Below are 18,596 nucleotides of genomic sequence, written 5' to 3'. Positions count from 1 at the left end.
CCGGATCAGACTTCCTCTCTGAAATAACAGCGGCAGCGGCGCAGGGCGTCATAGAGCGTCCCTGCGCCGTCTGCGTCCGGCAGAAGACCTCGGAGCGCTGCCGGGTCCGTCACCTTCATCATAATCTTCGGGTCCGCGGGGAGCGCCTCAGAGGCGTCCTCCTCGTCAAGCTTCTCCTCGATCGCCTGACGCCGGAGATACGTCCGGTCGCGGAGGCAGTAGATGTCGCAGGACGCCCGCACCTCGCCATAAGGCAGCGAGCCGTCCTTCTGATAGTCGCAGATCACCTCAAAACCCGACGGCGTGTAAATCGCCGGATCCACCGGAAGGAGCCAGATCAGCGGCATATGCTCCGACGCGCAGAGCGTAAACACACGAGAGAGCACCTGCGTCATCAGCCCCTTATGCCGGTGCGCCCGGTCCGTCGCGACCGCCACGATATACGCGCTCTTCACCGCGTGTCCCATGACGCAAAGCGTATAGGGATTGAGATGCGCCATCGACAGAAGCTTCCCTTCCGGCGATTCCGCGATCACCATCCGGTTGTCCGCGCATTTATCCGCGTAATAGTAGTCGACAAAGTCCTCCGGATCATCGAAGGCCTGCTCATAGAGCGGCCGCGTGGCGCGCTTCGCGCCGAGATCGCCTTCGGAAAGCACCCGGATCACCGCTTCCTCAGGATTCCGTGTCATATTCGGCGATTTCCTTCTCAAACTGGTCCGTCAGCTCCTTCTCGTACCCCCTCACGTTGGTCTGCAGTACCATGTACTTTCTGGCGTAGCCGATGGGGTTGTAGCTCTCCTTCGCCTGGCGGAGGCCCGGCAGCCCGAGATCATCCTCCCGGTTGACGATCACCGCGTCCGGGAATTCGTGGATCAGGAACTGCTGGTTGATCACCTGATAGATCCCGTCGATGTCCGGATCCGCCTTCTCGACGCTCACGACCGCCATCTTCTCAAGGTTGTTGAAGGAGCCGATCGAGAGCGCGGCCATCCGTCCGTCGATGTAGACCGCGCCGCACTTGCATGGAATTTCGTCGCTGTGGTCGATCAGAAGCTTCAGCCCGAGCAGCTCTGCCTGAAGGGAGTCGAGTGCATTCTCCTCCTCCAGGATCCGCCGGGCGAACCAGTCGTCAAGAAAGGCTTCGATGCTGCTGAAATCGTCATGGTGCAGCGAACGGTATTCCCACCGTCCCGCGTACTCCCGCTCGAATTTGTGGGTCTGGTTGCGCTTCTTCTGATACTTCCGGCCGGCCAGCGTGCGCATCTTCTCTCCGTCGTAGAGATAATCCCTGAGATCGGTCTCCTCTCTCACGAGATAATCCGGGTTCTCCTTGAGGCGCAGCGCTTCGACCGCCTCCTCGTCGGCGAGATAAATCTTGAGCGGCTTCCCCAGCTCCTCGTTGAAATACCGCTCGAGGACGCCGAAGTAGTGCTGCAGATCTTCCTCCCGGCACCACGGCATGGAAGAAAAGGACTCGCCTCCGTCATGCATCAGCATCAGAACGGCCCGTCCGTCCGGCACGCAGATTTTCGTGTTGTAGTAATTTCCCCAGAGATAGGTGTCGAGCATGCCTGAATCGCAGGTCTTGTTTGGGCGCGCATAAAACAGGGGGGCAAGGTCTCTTGCCTCCTTCGGATCCGGTTTCTGAAAAATCAGATTCATAAAACTCCTTTTTGTCTTGTGTTGTATGTCCTGACTGCCGGGCGGAAAGGATAAGAGATGACAGGCCGGCCCTCCGCCCGGAGAGAGCCGGCCGTGCCGTCAAATCAGACCGGTGACCAGAATGATGATGATCAGTACCGGCACGCAGAAATGGAAGTACGGCAGCAGCCGTCGGGCCATCTTCAGCCCCCGGCCGGTGTTGGCCTCGGCAAGATACCGGTCGTATCCCCAGCCGAGACGCGTGGTGCAGAAAAGCAGGAAGATCAGCGAGCCGATCGGGAGCATCAGATTGCTGACGAGGAAGTCCTCGAACGACAGCACATTGCCCCGCCCCAGAATGTTCACGCCGGAAAGCACGTTGAAGCCGAGCACACAGGGCATGGATGCAGCCAGAATGACGATGAAATTGACGCCTACCGACTTCCGCCTCGTCCAGCCGAAGGTATCGATCCCGACGGCGATCAGGTTTTCAAATACAGCCGTCACCGTGGAGAAGCTGGCGAAGGACATGAACAGGAAGAACAGCGCGCCCCAGAGCCGGCCGCCCGCCATATTCCCGAACACCTTCGGCAGCGTGATGAAGATCAGGTCCGGCCCCGCGTCCACGTTCACCTGATAGGTGGCGCAGGCCGGGAAAATGATCAGTCCGGCCATCAGCGCCACGAACGTATCCATCGCGCAGATCGTCACGGCCTCGCCCGGCAGCGTGCGTTCCTTCGACATATAGCTGCCGAAGATCTCCATCGCGGCCACACCGAGGCTCAGCGTGAAGAAGGACTGGTTCATCGCCGCGGTGATCACCTTGCCGATGCCCACCTTTGATGCCCGGCTGACGCTCGGCATCAGGTAGAAGGAGAGGCCCTCCTCCGCGCCGGGCAGCAGCAGGGAATGCACGACAAGCACCAGAATCAGCAGAAAGAGACCGGTCATCATCACCTTCGTCACCCGCTCAAGGCCCTTCTGCACGCCGGAGCTGCAGACAAGGAAGCCTGCGGCCACCGTGATCGCCATAAAGACGGTCAGCTGCACCGGGTCCGCCAGCAGACGGCTGAACACGTCTCCGATCCGATCGGTCGGCACGCCCTCGAACTCACCGACTGCGTATTTCCAGAAATACGCCAGCATCCATCCGGAGACCGTGGTGTAATACATCATCAGAAGCGCGCAGCCCGCGATACAGACATAGCCGTGGATGTGCCATTTTGTCCCCTTCGGCTCCAGCGCCTGATAGGCGCGGACGATGGACTGGCGGCTCGCACGGCCCACCGCCAGCTCCATCGTCAGAATCGGCATCCCCATGATGATCAGGAACAGCAGGTAGAACAGGACGAAAATGCCGCCCCCGTTCTGGCCCGTGACGAAGGGAAATTTCCATACGTTTCCGATCCCGATCGCGCAGCCCGCGCTCACCAGCAGAAAGCCCAGCCTCGATCCGAAATTCTCCCGCTCCATGTCTCCTCTTTTCCGTCTGACCTGTCAGTCCGTCTTTAACGCTCCGGTCCGGGAACGGGCGGGCCGCGCCGGCCCGCCCGTCTCTCAGCCGTTTATTTGAAGTTTTCCAGTTTCTCGAGGTCGTCCTGATACGGCGTATCCATACTCTCCGCGAACGAGGCTTCCTTCATCATCTTCGTAAGGGAGGCGCCCGTCTGGCGGATCGGCTGGATCGTGCCGGCGCCCGCGATGCAGCCGCCCGGACAGGCCATACCCTCCAGCAGATAGCCGTTGTACTTTCCGGCCTTCGCCATCATCATCATTTTGCGGCAGTCTGCGAGTCCGGCCGCGCTCGCCACCTTGATCTCCCGGTCCGGGTCAAGACGCTTCGCCGCCCGCACCACGGCCGCGGCCACGCCGCCGCCCGCCGCGAACCCGCGGCCGTCGGCGCTCGCCCGATCGAGCTTCCGGTCCTCCGGAAGCGACTTGAAGTCGACGCCCTTCGCCTGGAACATACCGTTGACCTCCTCGAAGGTCAGCACGAAATCCACGTAGCTCCGGATCGTTCTCCGGCTCGCCTCCAGCTTCTTCGCCGCGCAGGGGCCGACGAAGACGATCTTGCAGTCCGGTTCCCTCTCCTTCACCAGACGCGCCGTCAGCACCATCGGCGTCAGCGCCATCGAAATGCAGTTGGCGTACTGCGGGAACAGCTTCTTCGCCATCATCGACCACGACGGGCAGCAGGAGGTGCCCATGAACGGCAGCTTCTCCGGCACTTCCTTAAGGAAGTCCTGCGCCTCCTCGATCGTGCAGAGGTCGGCGCCGGTCGCCACTTCCACCACATCAGTGAAGCCCAGTGCCTTAAAGGCCGGACGGAGTTTCTCGTTGGTGAGGTCCGGGCCGAACTGACCCGCGATCGCCGGGGCGAGAATCGCGTAGACCGGCGTGTCGCTCTTCAGCGCCATGATCGTCTGGTAGATCTGTCCCTTGTCCACGATGGCCGCAAACGGGCAGCTCACGAGGCACATGCCGCAGGAGACGCATTTCTCCTGATCGATCTCCGCGCGGCCCATCGCGTCCGAGTGGATCGCGCCCATCCCGCAGGCCTTCGCGCAGGGCCTCTCCTGACGGATGATCGCGTTGTAGGGACACGCCTCCATGCAGCGTCCGCAGCGAATGCATTTCTCCTGATCGATGTACGACCGGCCGTTGACCATACTGATCGCCTGCTTCGGGCAGACCTCCCGGCACGGATGCTCAAGGCATCCCTGGCAGCCCTCCGTCACCAGCACTCTCTTTTCGGGGCAGGCGTTGCAGGCAAACTTGATGATGTTGATCAGCGGCGGCTCGTAGTACTTTTCCTCGATGGCGCTGGCCTCTACGCCCTTGGAGATCGGCGCGTGCTCCGTCACGTCCCGGAGCGACATGCCCATCGCGACGCGGAGCCGCTCGCCGACCACCGCGCGCTCGATGAAGATGTCGTTGCGGTACGTCGCCACCTCGCCCGGGACAATCCGGTACGGAAGCTCGTCCAGCACCCGGAGATCATCGCCCTGATAAGCCATTCTGGCGATCTCCGTGAACACCTGCAGACGGATTCTGGTTTTCGATGAATAGAGTCCTCTCATGGCTTTGCCCCTCTCACTTTCTCTCACCGGCCGAGTCCGGATACGCGGCCCGCCTCACATGCATTTCCTTATTTACACAGATTACCAACTGCAAAGGACGGTTGTCAAGGCAATCGGCCTCTGCACGCTTGCCGAAACACGGCTGCCTGTGCTATACTCTACGCCAAATGAGATAAGAGACGTACCCGCTCCGCAAAAGGGGCGGGCAGGTCTCTTTTTCTGTCTGACCATATTTGACAATCGAAAGGAGTTTCTGACAATGAATATGACAATCCGGCCGAGACGGCTCCGCACTACCCCTGTTCTCCGGAAGATGGTCCGCGAAACGCGGATGGACGCATCGACGCTGATCTATCCGATGTTCGTGATCGAGGGGACGGATATCCGCGAGGAGATCCCGGCGATGCCGGGGCAGTACCGGGTGAGCCTCGATCATCTGGCCGAGGAACTTGAGGCGGTGACGGAAGCCGGCGTCGGCGCCGTGATGTTCTTCGGTATCCCCGCTCACAAGGACGCCGTCGGGAGCGCCGCCTGTGACGAGCACGGCATCGTGCAGGAGGCCTTCCGTCTCGCGAAGCGGGAGTTCCCGGATCTCTACCTGATCGGGGACGTCTGCATGTGCGAGTACACGGACCACGGCCACTGCGGCATTCTCGACGGTCATCACGTCGCCAACGACAAGACGCTGAAATCGCTCGCCCGGATCGCGGTCTCCCAGGCGGAGGCCGGCGCGGATATGGTCGCTCCGTCCGATATGATGGACGGCCGTGTCGCCGCGATCCGCGCCGCGCTGGACGGGGCGGGTCATACGGACACGCCGATTATGTCCTACGCGGTCAAATACGCCTCCTCGTTCTACGGCCCGTTCCGCTCGGCGGCGGATTCCGCGCCGAAGTTCGGTGACCGGCGCGGCTACCAGATGGACGTGCACAACCGGCGGGAAGCCCGGAAGGAGGCGCGTCTTGATCTGGCCGAAGGCGCGGACATCCTGATGGTCAAGCCGGCGATGTCCTTCCTTGATATCGTCTCCGACGTGAAAGCCCTTTCCGACGTGCCGGTAGCGGCCTACTCAGTGAGCGGGGAATACGCGATGGTGAAGGCCGCCGCGCGGAACGGATGGATCGATGAGCGGCGCATCATCGGCGAGATGGCGGTGAGCGCGTACCGCGCCGGCGCGGATCTCTATCTCACCTACTTCGCGAAAGAGCTCGCGCAGATGATGCGGGAGGGCGAGATCGGATGAACGGGACCCTGATCTCCGCTGACAACAGCTGGGCGCTCTTCGGCGTGCTGGCCTGCGTGGCGTCCGCCGCGATCTACCTCGAGCAGCACTACCGGTGGGCCGCGAAGATGACCGGCTGCGTGCTGGCCCTGATCGGCTCGATGCTTCTCACAAACCTTCACATCATCCCCACCGAGTCCAGCGCCTACGACGTAGTCTGGAACTACGCCGTTCCGCTGGCGATCCCGATGCTGCTCTTTCAGGCGGATATCCGGAAGATCGGCCGGCGGTCCGGACGGCTTATCATCGTCTTTCTGATCGGAGGCGTGGGGACGGTTCTGGGCGGGCTGCTGGCCTACCGCCTGCTCAGGCCCTGGATCCCCGATCTCGCCAGCGCGGTGCCGATGATGATCGGCACCTACACCGGCGGATCCGTGAATCTCGTCGCGATGGCTGACAACTATCACGCGAAGGCAAATCTCGTCTCCGCCGCGGTCGTAGCTGACAACCTCGTGATGGTGATCTATTTCTTCGTGCTGATGGCGATTCCGGAAGGGATGAGCCGTTTCAGCCGGCGGCGCCGCCCGATCAGCCCGGTGAACGAGGTCCGGACGCACGGAACCGTTCCGGGAACGGCGGTCCGGGCGGACGGACCGGATAAGGCTTCCGCCGCTTCCCCGGAAAACGAAAAGAAATCCGGCGGCGCGGGATCCTACTGGAAACCGAAGAAGGTTTCGCTTCAGGACATCGCCGCCGTATTCGCCGTCTCCGCCTTCGTCGTCGCGGTCTCTTCGACGCTCGCGGGCTGGTTCTCCTCGGTGATCCCGAAGGACGGCTTCCTGCTGACGCTGCTGAACGGTTTCCTCGGCAACCAGTATCTTCTGATCACGACGCTCACGATGGTGCTCGCCACGCTGTTCCCGAAGAAAATCGGGCGTCTCGCCGGAGCAGAGGAGATCGGCACCTACCTGATTCATGTCTTTTTCGCGGTGATCGGCGTTCCGGCTTCGCTCAGTCTGATTCTGACGAAGGCGCCGCTTCTGCTTGTCTTCTGCATGATCATCGTCGGGATGAACATGCTCTTCAGCTTCGTCAGCGGCTGGCTGCTCCGCTTCAGCAACGAGGAGATCGCCATCGCCTCCAACGCCAACATCGGCGGCCCTACCACCGCCGCCGCGATGGCGGTCGCGCGGGGCTGGGAGGATCTGATCGTGCCTGCGGTGCTCACCGGCACGCTGGGCTACGTGCTCGGCAATTATTACGGCATTCTCGCCGGAACCTGGATCGGTCTCAGATGACCGCTCCCGCCTCCGGATCGAAAGGCCCGGACCGGTTTCTTCCGGTTCGGGCCCTCTTTAAACACACAGCAAAGGCAGTGAACCGTCATGAAGATCCGAACTCTTGAACAGTTGAAAACGCCTTTCGGCCGCATCGTCATCCGCGATGAAACCGCCGGCGGCTCCACCGTCCGCACGCTTTACGTCGACGGACACGCGGAGTCCTCCGTCCGGATCGCCCCGTCGGGTTCTCCGGCCCTTCAGTTCCGCTATATGGAAGCGTTCTCCTTCGCATTCGCCGCGCGTCCCGAAATCCGGAAGGTACTGCTGATCGGAGGCGGCGGGTTCGCCTATCCGCGTTACTTTCTGGACCGGTACAAAAACGGGGAGATCTCCGTTTCGGAGATCTCCCCGGACATCATCCGGCTTTCCCGGACTTATTTCGGTCTCGACAGACTCGAGAAGGACAAACGGTTCCGTCTCATTCCGGGAGACGGATTCCGCTGGCTTGACGGCACGGAGGAAACATTCGATCTGATCATCAACGACGCCTTTCTCGGCCGGAAGAGCATTGGCCGCGCGGACGCCGAAACGGCCTCCGTCGCCGCTCATCTGACAGAGGGCGGCGTCTATCTCGTCAACACGCTGACCGCCGTCCGCGGCGTCCGCGCACTGCCCGGACGCCTTATGGTCCGGCGCGTCGCCCGTCACCTTCCCTTCGTTCAGATGATCGCGGTCAACCAGGATGAGAGCTGGTTCGATCCGCGCGAGATGCAGAACTGTCTTCTGGCCGCCTCCAATCATGCTCTCTGATACCGGACGCTCATCAGATCGTCAGCACGCTGCGCTCCCCGGCTTCCGTCAGGTCAGCTCGAAAGCGCCGACGCGTCTGCCGTTCCGCACGCCCAGTCCTCTGATTCTGAAGTCCGGTGCCTCGATCAGTGCCATGAACGGGAGATAGAGCACGACGTAGCGGCTCTTCGATTCCCACACGACGAGGAACAGCGCCAGCATCAGAAGAGCGGTCCGGAAGAGCCGGCTGCGGTCCTTCGACGGATGAACCACCGCCCGGACTGCCGAGAGAATCATCAGCATCATCATCGCGAAATGGCTGACGGCCGCCCAGACCGTGAACCAGTTCGAGTCGAATACGTCCGTCCGGTTCATGTAGTGGGCCGCCATAAAGCTTCCGTCGCTCCACGTCCGTCCGACTTTCTCCATCAGATGCCGGCAGAAATGCATTCCCTGCTCTTTCAGCTTTTCCTTCAGCCGTTCAAGGTCCGCCAGCTTCTTGTTCTCGATTCCCTTATAGGATCTCGTATAGCGGTAGTCTTTACCCGAGTAGCCGCCCGATCCCGAGGCGCTCATCATCACCCAGTGGATCATCGGGAATTCATACTTTTCTTCCTTGGCCGGGTCAAGCTGAAGAGACTGCGCCATCGCACGGTTGAGCCCGGATGTCAGCACGGCAAAGGCAAGCACCGACGCCAAGCCGTATACCGCATACCGCAGTACGGTCTTCCATTTTCCGCCCGCGGCGCCGGATAGGATAAAGGCCCCGTACACGGGAAGCAGAAGACCCGCGCTGCCCTTGATCTCATAGGCCACGGCGAGAAGAAAGACCGAGGCCAGAAGCAGCAGCGTCCGGCGGAGCCAGCTCATTCCTCCGTGCCGGCCCGCCTGAAGCCAGCAGACAAACGCATAGACTGACGCCATCATCCAGGGCATCGCCATCGCATCCGTGTAGAAGAAGGCCGCGTAGGTGACCAGCGGCGTCAGCAGCAGGCCATAGCAGGCACAGCCGAGAGCGCGTCTCTTCCCGTACCGTTTCGCGGCTATCAGATAAATGAAGACGTACGACAGATTCAGTCCGACTGCGTTGACGATCTCGGGCAGCAGATTGGACATCGAGCCGGTCAGCGCATACTCGAGGCGCAGAAGACCTGTGATCAGAATCAGAATCATCCGGTTGTTCGCGTACGTATAGAAGTAAACCTTGTCCCATTTCGGCATGCCGTCGTTGATATGAGCGGTACCCTTGAGGATGATGTTCTTCGCGCCCTGCACCACATAGGAAAGATCGTTTCTCGGCTTGAAATGGCCGAACAGAATGACCGCCATCTGAAGCGCAAACAGCAGAAGCGCCATCACAAAGACCGCCCGTTCCGGGTGCTCACAATGCTCCTCCAGCGTCCTGCCGGCGATACCGACCAGCATCAGAAGAAGCGTCGCGTCGATGCCAAGCAGAAGAACTGCGGCGGCGGGCGAAAACGGCGTGCCGGAGAACGGTTCATCCACGATCAGACTGCGAACAGAGAAAAAAAACAGGAGAAGAAAAACAAGAAGAGTGAACCCGTCGGCCGCCGCCCGGATTCCTCTCCCCGGTCCCTGTTTCCTGTGTACGACTTTCATAAAAAAGAATCCTCCCACCGCCTTCAGTTATACAGCTGAACGCAATGAGAGTCCAACACTTTCACCAAATATTCACATCCGAATTTATGCAAATATTCTTCCACTTTTTGTGAAAATTCCCGGAACAGACACTCCTGTCCGCCATGCCCTGACCATACCGGTCCCGGCAATAAGCCTTTTTTCAAATGCACCCGGACCGGCGTTCGAATGCCGGATCAGATTTGAGCTTCCTCTCCGGGAACCGGATCCAGCAGGAAATGCTGCACCCTCTCCGCGTCCAGATTGAGAATCAGTTCCTCATCCATCTCTTCCTGTTCAAGAAGTTCTTTCGCAAGCGCGAACCGTCCGACGCCGCTTGGATCGTGAGCATCCGAGGAGACGATGACCGGCACGCGGTATTGTTTGCAGAGCGTGAGCATCGTGTGATAGTTCTCATAGCAGTTGAGGCGCCGGTCCTTCTTCATCAGTGAGCTGTTGTTCACTTCCAGCGCGACGTGAAAACGCTTCGCGGCCTCGACCAGCCGTTCATAATCAAGCGGAGTGTGATCGTCGTCAGGATGAGAGACCATCCGAACCTTCGGATGCTGCATGCAGGCGATCAGATTGTCCGTGTTGGCCTCACGTCCTTCATCCTCGTAACAGACGGTATGAATACCGGCGATCGCATAATCAAGCCGCTCAATGTATTTCTGCTCAAGCGACAGATGGCCGCCCTTGAGCACGTTGATCTCGCTTCCGTGATACAGCTCGACGCCGGAGATCACACGGGGAATCACCTCGAGATTATAGTAGTAAAACGGATCGACCGTGCCGGGAATGCCCGGTGCGTGCTCGGTGATGCCGATCATCGTGAGATGCTTCTCGGAAGCCGCCTGAATCATCTCCCGGATGGTTCCGTAGGCGTGTCCGCTGACAAGTGTATGCATATGCATATCCGCAACCAGATTCTTCATCGTCTCTCTCCTCCGACGTGTCCGTCTCTGTTCTGAACATACAAAAAAAACCCCCACGAAGGGAGGTCCCACGTACCTTCAAAACCGCATATACCCCGTGCAATCCCAGCCGCGGCCTTCCGCCGCGCTTTCCTCTTGGTCAGGTCCTCGTTCGATTAGTGACAGTCAGCTCCACGCCTTGCGGCGCTTCCACCTCTGCCCTATCAACCTCATCGTCTCTGAGGGAACTTACTTCCTTGAAGGAATGGGAGATCTCATCTTGGGGGGGGCTTCACGCTTAGATGCCTTCAGCGTTTATCCCTGCCCCGCTTGGCTACCCTGCCATGGGCCTGGCGGCCCAACAGGTGCACCAGCGGCGGGTCCAGCCCGGTCCTCTCGTACTAAGGCCAGCTCCCCGCAGATCTCCTGCGCCCACGCCGGATAGGGACCGAACTGTCTCACGACGTTCTGAACCCAGCTCGCGTACCACTTTAATGGGCGAACAGCCCAACCCTTGGGACCTACTACAGCCCCAGGATGTGATGAGCCGACATCGAGGTGCCAAACCACTCCGTCGATGTGAACTCTTGGGAGTGATCAGCCTGTTATCCCCAGGGTAGCTTTTATCCGTTGAGCGATGGCATTCCCACTTACTGCCACCGGATCACTAAGTCCTACTTTCGTACCTGCTCCACCCGTCGGTGTCGCAGTCAAGCTCCCTTCTGCCTTTGCACGCTCCGGATGGTTTCCGTCCATCCTGAGGGAACCTTTGAGCGCCTCCGATACCCTTTCGGAGGCGACCGCCCCAGTCAAACTCCCCGTCTGCCATTGTCCCCCCGCCGGCTTACGGCGGCAGGTTAGAAGCCCAGTCGCTGAAGGGTGGTATCCCAACATTGGCTCCGCATCTGCCGAAACAGCTGCTTCTCTGCCTCCCACCTATCCTGTGCATCATCGACCGGACCCCAGTAACAAACTGGAGTAAAGCTCCATGGGGTCTTTCCGTCCTGGCGCGGGCAGCCAGCATCTTCACTGGCACTTCAATTTCACCGGATGTATTGTTGAGACAGTGCCCAAATCATTACGCCTTTCGTGCGGGTCGGAACTTGCCCGACAAGGAATTTCGCTACCTTAGGACCGTTATAGTTACGGCCGCCGTTTACTGGGGCTTGGATTCAGGGCTTCGCTTTCGCTGACCCCTCCTCGTAACCTTCCAGCACCGGGCAGGCGTCAGCCCATATACGTCGCCTTCCGGCTTTGCATAGACCTGTGTTTTTGCTAAACAGTTGCTTGGGCCTGGACTCTGCGGCCGCCCCGGAGGACGGCACCCCTTCTCCCGAAGTTACGGGGTCATTTTGCCGAGTTCCTTAACAATACTTCTTCCGCCGGCCTTAGGATTCTCTCCTCATCCACCTGTGTCGGTTTACGGTACGGGTACGGTGCGAACGATAGCAGCTTTTCCCGGCACTCCCTCCGCCCTCTCTCCTACTTGAAGTTCGGTCGTCTCACGGAATGGCGTTCCGCATGTCTTTTATCCCATGCCCGCCTTCCCGCTTTCTCCGCGTTTTCCATCCGCGGTCAGACTTTGGAAATGCGTCCCTGCAGTTCTGTCGCATCGCAGTACAGGAATCTCCACCTGTCGTCCATCGGCTACGGCTTCCGCCCTCGCCTTAGGTCCCGACTTACCCAGGGCAGATCAGCTTGACCCTGGAATCCTTGGATATTCGGCCTGAGGGATTCCCGCCCTCATCTCGCTACTCATTCCGGCATTCTCTCTTCCCGCGGGTCCACATGCCCTTGTCGGTCATGCTTCGCCCCCGCGGCAATGCTCCTCTACCGATGGCTTCCGCCATCCCAGAGCTTCGGCGGCGTGTTTCAGCCCCGGTCATTTTCGGCGCAGGACCTCTCGACTAGTGAGCTATTACGCACTCTTTGAATGCGTGGCTGCTTCTGAGCCAACATCCTAGTTGTCTTCGAGATCCCACATCCTTTACCACTTAACACGCACTTTGGGGCCTTAGCTGCTGGTCTGGGCTGTTTCCCTTTTGGCCGCCCGACTTATCTCATGCGGCCTGACTCCCCACCATCGTCTACACGGCATTCGGAGTTTGATAATCTTTGGTAAGCTTTGACGCCCCCGCGGATATTCAGTGCTCTACCTCCGCAAGACTTGGTGAAGGCTAGCCCTAAAGCTATTTCGAGGAGAACCAGCTATCTCCGGGTTCGATTGGAATTTCTCCCCTACCCACCGCTCATCGCCACCCTTTTCAACGGATGTGCGTTCGGACCTCCAGGGCCTTTTACGGCCCCTTCATCCTGGCCATGGGTAGATCACCCGGTTTCGGGTCTGCGTGACGCGACTGGCGCCCTCTTAAGGCTCGGTTTCCCTCCGGGTCCGGATGTCCTCATCCTTTCCCTTGCCGCGTCCCGCAACTCGCCGGACCGTTCTACAAAAAGTACGCGGTCGCACCTGCAAGCGTGGTGCTTCCGCCGGTCGTAAACACAGGGTTTCAGGTTCTCTTTCACTCCCCTCCCGGGGTACTTTTCACCTTTCCCTCACGGTACTGTCCGCTATCGGTCACTGGGTCGTATTTAGCCTTGGGGGGTGGTCCCCCCGACTTCCCACAAGGTTTCCCGTGTCTCGTGGTACTCTGGATCCTGCCCGAACCCTTCCGCTTTCCCTTACGGGGCTTTCACCCTCTCCGGCCGGCTTTCCCAAAACCGTTCCGGTTCGCTTCGGATTCTCTTTGCAGTCCGTAACCCCGGCTGGCAAGCCAGCCGGTTTAGGCTCTTCCGCGTTCGCTCGCCGCTACTGACGGAATCACGTTTGTTTTCTTTTCCTCTCCCTACTTAGATGTTTCAGTTCAGGAGGTTCCCTCCACAGACCTATGGATTCAGTCTGCGGTGCATGAGGTCTGCTCATGCGGGTTGCCCCATTCGGACATCTGCGGATCAGCGGATATGTGCTCCTCCCCGCAGCTTTTCGCAGCTTATCGCGTCCTTCATCGGCGCCCAGTGCCAAGGCATCCGCCCTGCGCTCTTGTTTACCTGACCATGTCCGCACCGGCCACTAGCGTATGCCCGGTACGGTCCGCCGTCCCAGCGCTTTCGCGCCGTTCCGGCTGCTGTATTGCTTCTAGACCTTTGTCTCTGATTTGTGATCCTTCCGGATCACGCCTCTGATGTCTTTTCCTATCTTTTGTCTGCGCTTCAACCTTTCGTGTCCGTCTGTCCCATCTCTTCTTAAAGAAGATCAGGAAACGAAACACTCAGGTTGGTGCTTCTCGGTATATGCGGTTTTCAAGGTGCGTTTCCATGCCTGCTGACTTCAGCTTTAGAACACAGCCGAATCAGTTGTATGACAGCCACAGCGGATGCGTCAAACATTGCATGCCGCCATGATTGCTGAGGATGTTCCAGCTCGCTTTGCTCGCTGGAACGGCTTCAATTCTAACCTCACGCTTCGCCTTCGGCTCGCGTTCGCTAAGAATTGAATGCCTGGCGGCCACCTGCCCTCCCGCACCGTCTCCAGTGCAGTACTCTCGGCCGTCCGGGTCTTCACCGTCGTGTTCGGCATGGGTACGGGTGTTTCCCCCGGACGCATCGCCGCCAGATTTCCTTCAGCCATCGCTTGATAGCTGAACAGTGAAACACATTTCTCTCTACTTCTCTCTTAGAAAGGAGGTGATCCAGCCGCACCTTCCGATACGGCTACCTTGTTACGACTTCACCCCAGTCATTCGCCCCACCTTCAGCAGCTCCCTCCCCTGCGGGTTGGGCCACTGATTTCGGGTGTTGCGGACTCCCATGGTGTGACGGGCGGTGTGTACAAGACCCGGGAACGTATTCACCGCAGCATGCTGATCTGCGATTACTAGCGATTCCAGCTTCGTGCACCCGGGTTGCAGAGTGCAGTCCGAACTGGGATGCCGTTTGTGGGATTCGCTCCCCCTCGCGGGTTTGCTTCCCTTTGTCCGACACCATTGTAGCACGTGTGTAGCCCAAATCATAAGGGGCATGATGATTTGACGTCATCCCCATCTTCCTCCAGGTTGTCCCTGGCGGTCTCCTCAGAGTGCCCGGCTTTACCTGCTGGCTACTGAGGACAAGGGTTGCGCTCGTTGCGGGACTTGACCCAACATCTCACGACACGAGCTGACGACAACCATGCACCACCTGTCTCCGGTGTTCCGAAGAAAGGACTCATTTCTGAATCTGTCACCGGGATGTCAAGATTTGGTAAGGTTCTTCGCGTTGCTTCGAATTAAACCACATGCTCCACCGCTTGTGCGGGTCCCCGTCAATTCCTTTGAGTTTCATTCTTGCGAACGTACTCCCCAGGTGGAATACTTACTGCGTTTGCTGCGGCACCGACAGCTCTCAGCTGCCGACACCTGGTATTCATCGTTTAGGGCGTGGACTACCAGGGTATCTAATCCTGTTTGCTCCCCACGCTTTCGAGCCTCAACGTCAGTTACTGTCCAGCAGGCCGCCTTCGCCACCGGTGTTCTTCCTGATATCTACGCATTTCACCGCTACACCAGGAATTCCGCCTGCCCCTCCAGTACTCAAGTGGTACAGTTTCCAATGCAAGCCCGGAGTTAAGCCCCGGGGTTTCACATCAGACTTGCATCACCGTCTACGCTCCCTTTACACCCAGTAAATCCGGATAACGCTTGCCCCCTACGTATTACCGCGGCTGCTGGCACGTAGTTAGCCGGGGCTTCTTAGTCAGGTACCGTCATCTTCTTCCCTGCTGATAGAAGTTTACATGCCGAAGCACGTCTTCCTTCACGCGGCGTCGCTGCATCAGAGTTTCCTCCATTGTGCAATATCCCCCACTGCTGCCTCCCGTAGGAGTTTGGGCCGTGTCTCAGTCCCAATGTGGCCGGTCGCCCTCTCAGGCCGGCTATGGATCATCGCCTTGGTGGGCCGTTACCCCGCCAACAAGCTAATCCAACGCGGGTCCATCTCTCACCGAATTTCTTTCCACCCTGTGCCATGCGGCACTGTGTGCATATGCGGTATTAACAGCCGTTTCCAGCTGTTATCCCCCTGTGAGAGGCAGGTTCCCCACGCGTTCCTCACCCATCCGCCGCTGAGTGAAAAAAGCAAGCTCTCTTCACTCCGCTCGACTTGCATGTGTTAGGCACGCCGCCAGCGTTCATCCTGAGCCAGGATCGAACTCTCTTAAGGATTTCAATCCGGATCCGGATGAAACTGACTTCGCTTTCGCTGCTCAGTTCCCCGTTTCCTTACTTTACTGCTGAGATTTTGTTCTCAATAAAATTCATAAAGGATTTTCGAGTTAGTATGTGTTTCACTGTTCAGTTATCAAAGAACTGCCGTATTTCCGCGCTCCGGGAAGGTTGCCTCCCTGCGAGTGCATTCGCTATCTTACCTCAGCTTTGACGCCTTGTCAAGAGCGAATTTGTTTTTATTCGTCCGGCGTGCCTCCCGGCCTCCCGGCCGTCGGAGCCGTCCGCTCGGAGCGAACGGTTGCTATACTACCATGACGGCCGGGTCGCGTCAAGTGCATTTTTCAAAAAATGTCCGCCGTCCTTGTTCGCCTCAGGCGTTCAGACCGTCCTGATTTCCCGCCCGCATATTTCAAAAGACTGAGATTTGCGCAAGCCGGCGTGGTATCATACAATCAGAAAACAGCCGGGGAAATCCGCGGCCAGGAGAACATATATGGAGAAGGACACAGGCAGAACCGGCGGCATGACGATCGAGGAATGGGCCGCACGGAACCAGAAAGAATATGAGGATATGATGGAGCTTTACGAGGACGCGATGGAGCTGGTCACGCAGAAGCTGGAGCAGCTCGGCCGCCGGCTTCAGGACCGCAGCGGTCAAAACCCGATCCGCCGGATCTCATCCCGCCTCAAATCACCGGAAAGCATCGCCGACAAGGCGGCCGAAAAGGGGATCCCATACGAGCCGGACAGCATCATGAAGCATATGCACGATATCGCGGGCGTCCGCGTCATCTGCCCCCTGCTGGAGGACGTCTACGAGGTCGCGAAGGCCGTGATCGCGGACCCGGATCTCACGATTCTCGAAAAGCGCGACTACATCCAGCAGCCCAAGAACAACGGCTACAGGAGCCTTCATCTGATCATGCAGGTTCCCGTCCGGACAGCGGACGGCCCGCGACCGGTCACGGTGGAGCTGCAGCTCCGGACCATTGCGATGGACTGGTGGGCGAGTCTCGATCATCAGCTCCGCTACAAGACATGGAAACACGGCGTCAGCAATCTCGGGCAGGAGCTGGACGCCTGCGCCGAGCTCGCCCAGGAGCTGGACGAAAGGATGGAAAACTGACCCCTGCGCCTCCTCCGTGGAGACGCAGGGGTCCGAAATCCGTTCCGACGGAACACGTCAGTCTGCATTCTTTGTCGCGACGACCGCGACGCCCGTCCCGGCCGCGTCCTCCAGAATCACGTCGCCGATCTTCACAGGGCAGCGGACCGCCACGCCGCGCAGCGCCCGCACCACATCCATCACGCTTCCCTTCGGCACATCTCCGGCCGTCCGGACCGAAACCGTCCGCGCCCCTTCCCGGCTACCCGTGACCGCTACGGACGTCGTCACGACCCGCCGCGGATCCGTCACTTCCTTCCGCGCGTACTTCTCGCCTCTCGGACAGGAGTTTCCCGCAACAGCCGTCACCGCACCGTCCTCCAGCGTCACCTCGATCTGGCAGCCGAGAGGACAGTTGATGCATGTCAGATTCCGCTTTTCCGTACTCATATCAGGCCTCCTCCACCCGGATCTCGACAGAGCGCAGGTCCGGATGCGCCGCCAGCTGCTTCTTCGTGAGGAGCACTTCCTCCATCTCGCCCGGTGCCATCACCTTCCGGGGCCGCGTAAGCACAGCCTCTCCGTCAAGATACAGACAGATCTTCCGCTTCTGCATCGGCGCTCCGACGCGGAAACGGATCGTAAGGTCCTCATCCACGCGGGACGGATCAATCGACATCGGGACGGTATAGCGAATCCCGCCGGCAAACGTCACCGGAATCTCTCCGTTCCCGTTCTCCGGACCTTTTTCTTCTTTCTCTCTGAGAAATGCAGCCGCCGCCCGGCCCGCCCTGGCCGCCTCCTCGCTGACGTAGTCCACCAGGTCGTGCACATGCAGCACGTTGCCCGCCGCAAAAATCCCAGGCACGGAGGTTTCAAGGCGCTCGTTGACCACCGGTCCCCGCGTCACCGGGCTGAGCGTGACGCCTGCCTCCTTCGTAAGCTCGTTCTCCGGAATCAGTCCGACCGAGAGAAGCAGCGTATCGCAGTCAAAGTGCTCCTCTGTCCCCGGAACCGGCTTTCTGTCCGGCCCCACTTTCGCGATCGTAACGCCGGAGACACGCTCCTTTCCCTCGATGTCCACCACCGTGTGGCTCAGCCTGAGCGGGATTCCGAAATCGTCGAGGCACTGCACGATATTGCGCTTGAGGCCGCCCGAGTACGGGAGCAGCTCCGCGACGCAGAGTACCTTTGCGCCCTCGAGCGTCATCCTGCGGGCCATAATCAATCCGATATCACCCGATCCGAGAATCACCGCGCGCCGGCCCGGAAGCATCCCGTCGATGTTGACAAGCCGCTGCGCCGTTCCGGCCGAGAAGATGCCCGCCGGACGAAAACCGGGAATCTGCAGCGCGCCGCGGCTCCGCTCCCGGCATCCCATCGCAAGGATCACCGCGCCGGCCCGGACCCGGGTGAGACCCGTCTCCCGGCTGACATACGTCACAGTCCGGTCTTTCGTGAGATGCAGCGCCATCGCGCCCTTGCGGCACTCGATCCGGCGCGCGGAAAGCCCGTCGATGAACCGCTGCGCGTACTCCGGTCCGGTCAGCTCCTCCCTGAACGTATGAAGGCCGAAGCCGTTGTGAATGCACTGGTTGAGGATGCCGCCCAGACGGTCGTCCCGCTCCAGCACAAGAATCCGTTCCGCCCCGGCATCGCGGGCCGCCTCCGCCGCCGCCAGACCGGCCGGACCGCCCCCGATGACCACAATCTGATATTCTTCCAT

12 protein-coding genes and 3 rRNA genes are annotated in these 18,596 nt (G+C 59.6%); 4 read left to right on the top strand and 11 right to left on the bottom strand.

Annotated elements, in window-relative coordinates; all coding sequences use genetic code 11:
* Window positions 1-5 precede the first annotated feature (5 nt).
* The 4 genes from G4C92_RS09895 to G4C92_RS09880 all read right to left on the bottom strand — a co-directional run bounded on the left by G4C92_RS09895 (window position 6) and on the right by G4C92_RS09880 (window position 4,724).
* Window positions 6-692, bottom strand: a complete 687-nt coding sequence (locus tag G4C92_RS09895; RefSeq protein ID WP_274939695.1) for a GNAT family N-acetyltransferase — start codon at window positions 690-692, stop codon at window positions 6-8.
* Window positions 676-1,665 (bottom strand): DUF2156 domain-containing protein, encoded by a 990-nt coding sequence (locus G4C92_RS09890; protein WP_274939694.1) that lies wholly within the window; start codon window positions 1,663-1,665, stop codon window positions 676-678. Before G4C92_RS09890 ends, G4C92_RS09895 begins: the two co-directional genes overlap by 17 nt.
* 99 nt (window positions 1,666-1,764) lie before the next feature.
* A complete protein-coding gene (locus G4C92_RS09885; RefSeq protein WP_274939693.1) occupies window positions 1,765-3,117 on the bottom strand; it encodes a sodium-dependent transporter in 1,353 nt (450 codons plus the stop codon).
* A gap of 92 nt (window positions 3,118-3,209) precedes the next feature.
* Window positions 3,210-4,724, bottom strand: coding sequence for a 4Fe-4S dicluster domain-containing protein (locus G4C92_RS09880; protein ID WP_274939692.1), 1,515 nt, complete (start codon window positions 4,722-4,724; stop codon window positions 3,210-3,212).
* A gap of 259 nt (window positions 4,725-4,983) precedes the next feature.
* Between G4C92_RS09880 and hemB the strand changes: the two genes are divergently transcribed.
* The 3 genes from hemB (at window position 4,984) to G4C92_RS09865 (ending at window position 8,036) form a co-directional block, all read left to right on the top strand.
* On the top strand, window positions 4,984-5,967 hold the full coding sequence (hemB, locus tag G4C92_RS09875; protein WP_274939691.1) for a porphobilinogen synthase: 984 nt from the start codon (window positions 4,984-4,986) through the stop codon (window positions 5,965-5,967).
* Entirely contained in the window at window positions 5,964-7,244 is a 1,281-nt protein-coding gene (locus G4C92_RS09870; RefSeq protein ID WP_274939690.1) for a DUF819 family protein, read from the top strand. Before hemB ends, G4C92_RS09870 begins: the two co-directional genes overlap by 4 nt.
* Before the next feature lie 87 nt (window positions 7,245-7,331).
* On the top strand, window positions 7,332-8,036 hold the full coding sequence (locus G4C92_RS09865; protein WP_274939689.1) for a spermidine synthase: 705 nt from the start codon (window positions 7,332-7,334) through the stop codon (window positions 8,034-8,036).
* A gap of 48 nt (window positions 8,037-8,084) precedes the next feature.
* Here the strand turns inward: G4C92_RS09865 and G4C92_RS09860 are convergent, their stop codons facing one another.
* From G4C92_RS09860 to G4C92_RS09840, 5 genes are all read right to left on the bottom strand, one after another.
* On the bottom strand, window positions 8,085-9,635 hold the full coding sequence (locus tag G4C92_RS09860) for a glycosyltransferase family protein (protein ID WP_274939688.1): 1,551 nt from the start codon (window positions 9,633-9,635) through the stop codon (window positions 8,085-8,087).
* 215 nt (window positions 9,636-9,850) lie between these two features.
* Entirely contained in the window at window positions 9,851-10,588 is a 738-nt protein-coding gene (locus tag G4C92_RS09855; RefSeq protein WP_274939687.1) for a phosphatase, read from the bottom strand.
* Between the two features lie 135 nt (window positions 10,589-10,723).
* Window positions 10,724-13,618 (bottom strand): 23S ribosomal RNA (locus tag G4C92_RS09850).
* A 442-nt stretch (window positions 13,619-14,060) separates the two neighbouring features.
* A 5S ribosomal RNA gene (gene rrf, locus G4C92_RS09845) occupies window positions 14,061-14,178 on the bottom strand.
* Window positions 14,179-14,241: 63 nt separating this feature from the next.
* Window positions 14,242-15,760: ribosomal RNA gene (locus tag G4C92_RS09840) — 16S ribosomal RNA — on the bottom strand.
* The 16S, 23S and 5S rRNA genes sit together here, the layout of an rRNA operon.
* Window positions 15,761-16,258: 498 nt before the next feature.
* Here G4C92_RS09840 and G4C92_RS09835 point away from each other — a divergent pair.
* Window positions 16,259-16,891: a GTP pyrophosphokinase gene (locus tag G4C92_RS09835; protein WP_274939686.1), complete on the top strand. Its 633-nt coding sequence runs from the start codon at window positions 16,259-16,261 to the stop codon at window positions 16,889-16,891.
* A gap of 57 nt (window positions 16,892-16,948) precedes the next feature.
* Here G4C92_RS09835 and G4C92_RS09830 read toward each other — a convergent pair whose 3' ends face one another.
* Window positions 16,949-17,320, bottom strand: a complete 372-nt coding sequence (locus G4C92_RS09830) for a DUF1667 domain-containing protein (RefSeq protein ID WP_274939685.1) — start codon at window positions 17,318-17,320, stop codon at window positions 16,949-16,951.
* Window position 17,321: 1 nt separating this feature from the next.
* Window positions 17,322-18,596: an NAD(P)/FAD-dependent oxidoreductase gene (locus G4C92_RS09825; RefSeq protein ID WP_274939684.1), complete on the bottom strand. Its 1,275-nt coding sequence runs from the start codon at window positions 18,594-18,596 to the stop codon at window positions 17,322-17,324.

It is taken from the genome of Chordicoccus furentiruminis (assembly GCF_019355395.1).
GTDB classification, from domain to species: Bacteria; Bacillota; Clostridia; order Lachnospirales; family Lachnospiraceae; genus Chordicoccus; species Chordicoccus furentiruminis.
Note: the sequence above shows the minus strand (reverse complement) of the source record. Positions and strands in the feature narration are given on the sequence as shown.

Coding starts and splice junctions, on each gene's coding strand:
- G4C92_RS09890 (WP_274939694.1), bottom strand. CDS start 1,665: ATGAATCTGATTTTTCAGAAACCGGATCCGAAGGAGGCAAGAGACCTT.
- G4C92_RS09870 (WP_274939690.1), top strand. CDS start 5,964: ATGAACGGGACCCTGATCTCCGCTGACAACAGCTGGGCGCTCTTCGGC.
- G4C92_RS09865 (WP_274939689.1), top strand. CDS start 7,332: ATGAAGATCCGAACTCTTGAACAGTTGAAAACGCCTTTCGGCCGCATC.
- G4C92_RS09855 (WP_274939687.1), bottom strand. CDS start 10,588: ATGAAGAATCTGGTTGCGGATATGCATATGCATACACTTGTCAGCGGA.
- G4C92_RS09885 (WP_274939693.1), bottom strand. CDS start 3,117: ATGGAGCGGGAGAATTTCGGATCGAGGCTGGGCTTTCTGCTGGTGAGC.
- G4C92_RS09835 (WP_274939686.1), top strand. CDS start 16,259: ATGGAGAAGGACACAGGCAGAACCGGCGGCATGACGATCGAGGAATGG.
- G4C92_RS09825 (WP_274939684.1), bottom strand. CDS start 18,596: ATGGAAGAATATCAGATTGTGGTCATCGGGGGCGGTCCGGCCGGTCTG.
- G4C92_RS09860 (WP_274939688.1), bottom strand. CDS start 9,635: ATGAAAGTCGTACACAGGAAACAGGGACCGGGGAGAGGAATCCGGGCG.
- G4C92_RS09830 (WP_274939685.1), bottom strand. CDS start 17,320: ATGAGTACGGAAAAGCGGAATCTGACATGCATCAACTGTCCTCTCGGC.
- hemB (WP_274939691.1), top strand. CDS start 4,984: ATGAATATGACAATCCGGCCGAGACGGCTCCGCACTACCCCTGTTCTC.
- G4C92_RS09895 (WP_274939695.1), bottom strand. CDS start 692: ATGACACGGAATCCTGAGGAAGCGGTGATCCGGGTGCTTTCCGAAGGC.
- G4C92_RS09880 (WP_274939692.1), bottom strand. CDS start 4,724: ATGAGAGGACTCTATTCATCGAAAACCAGAATCCGTCTGCAGGTGTTC.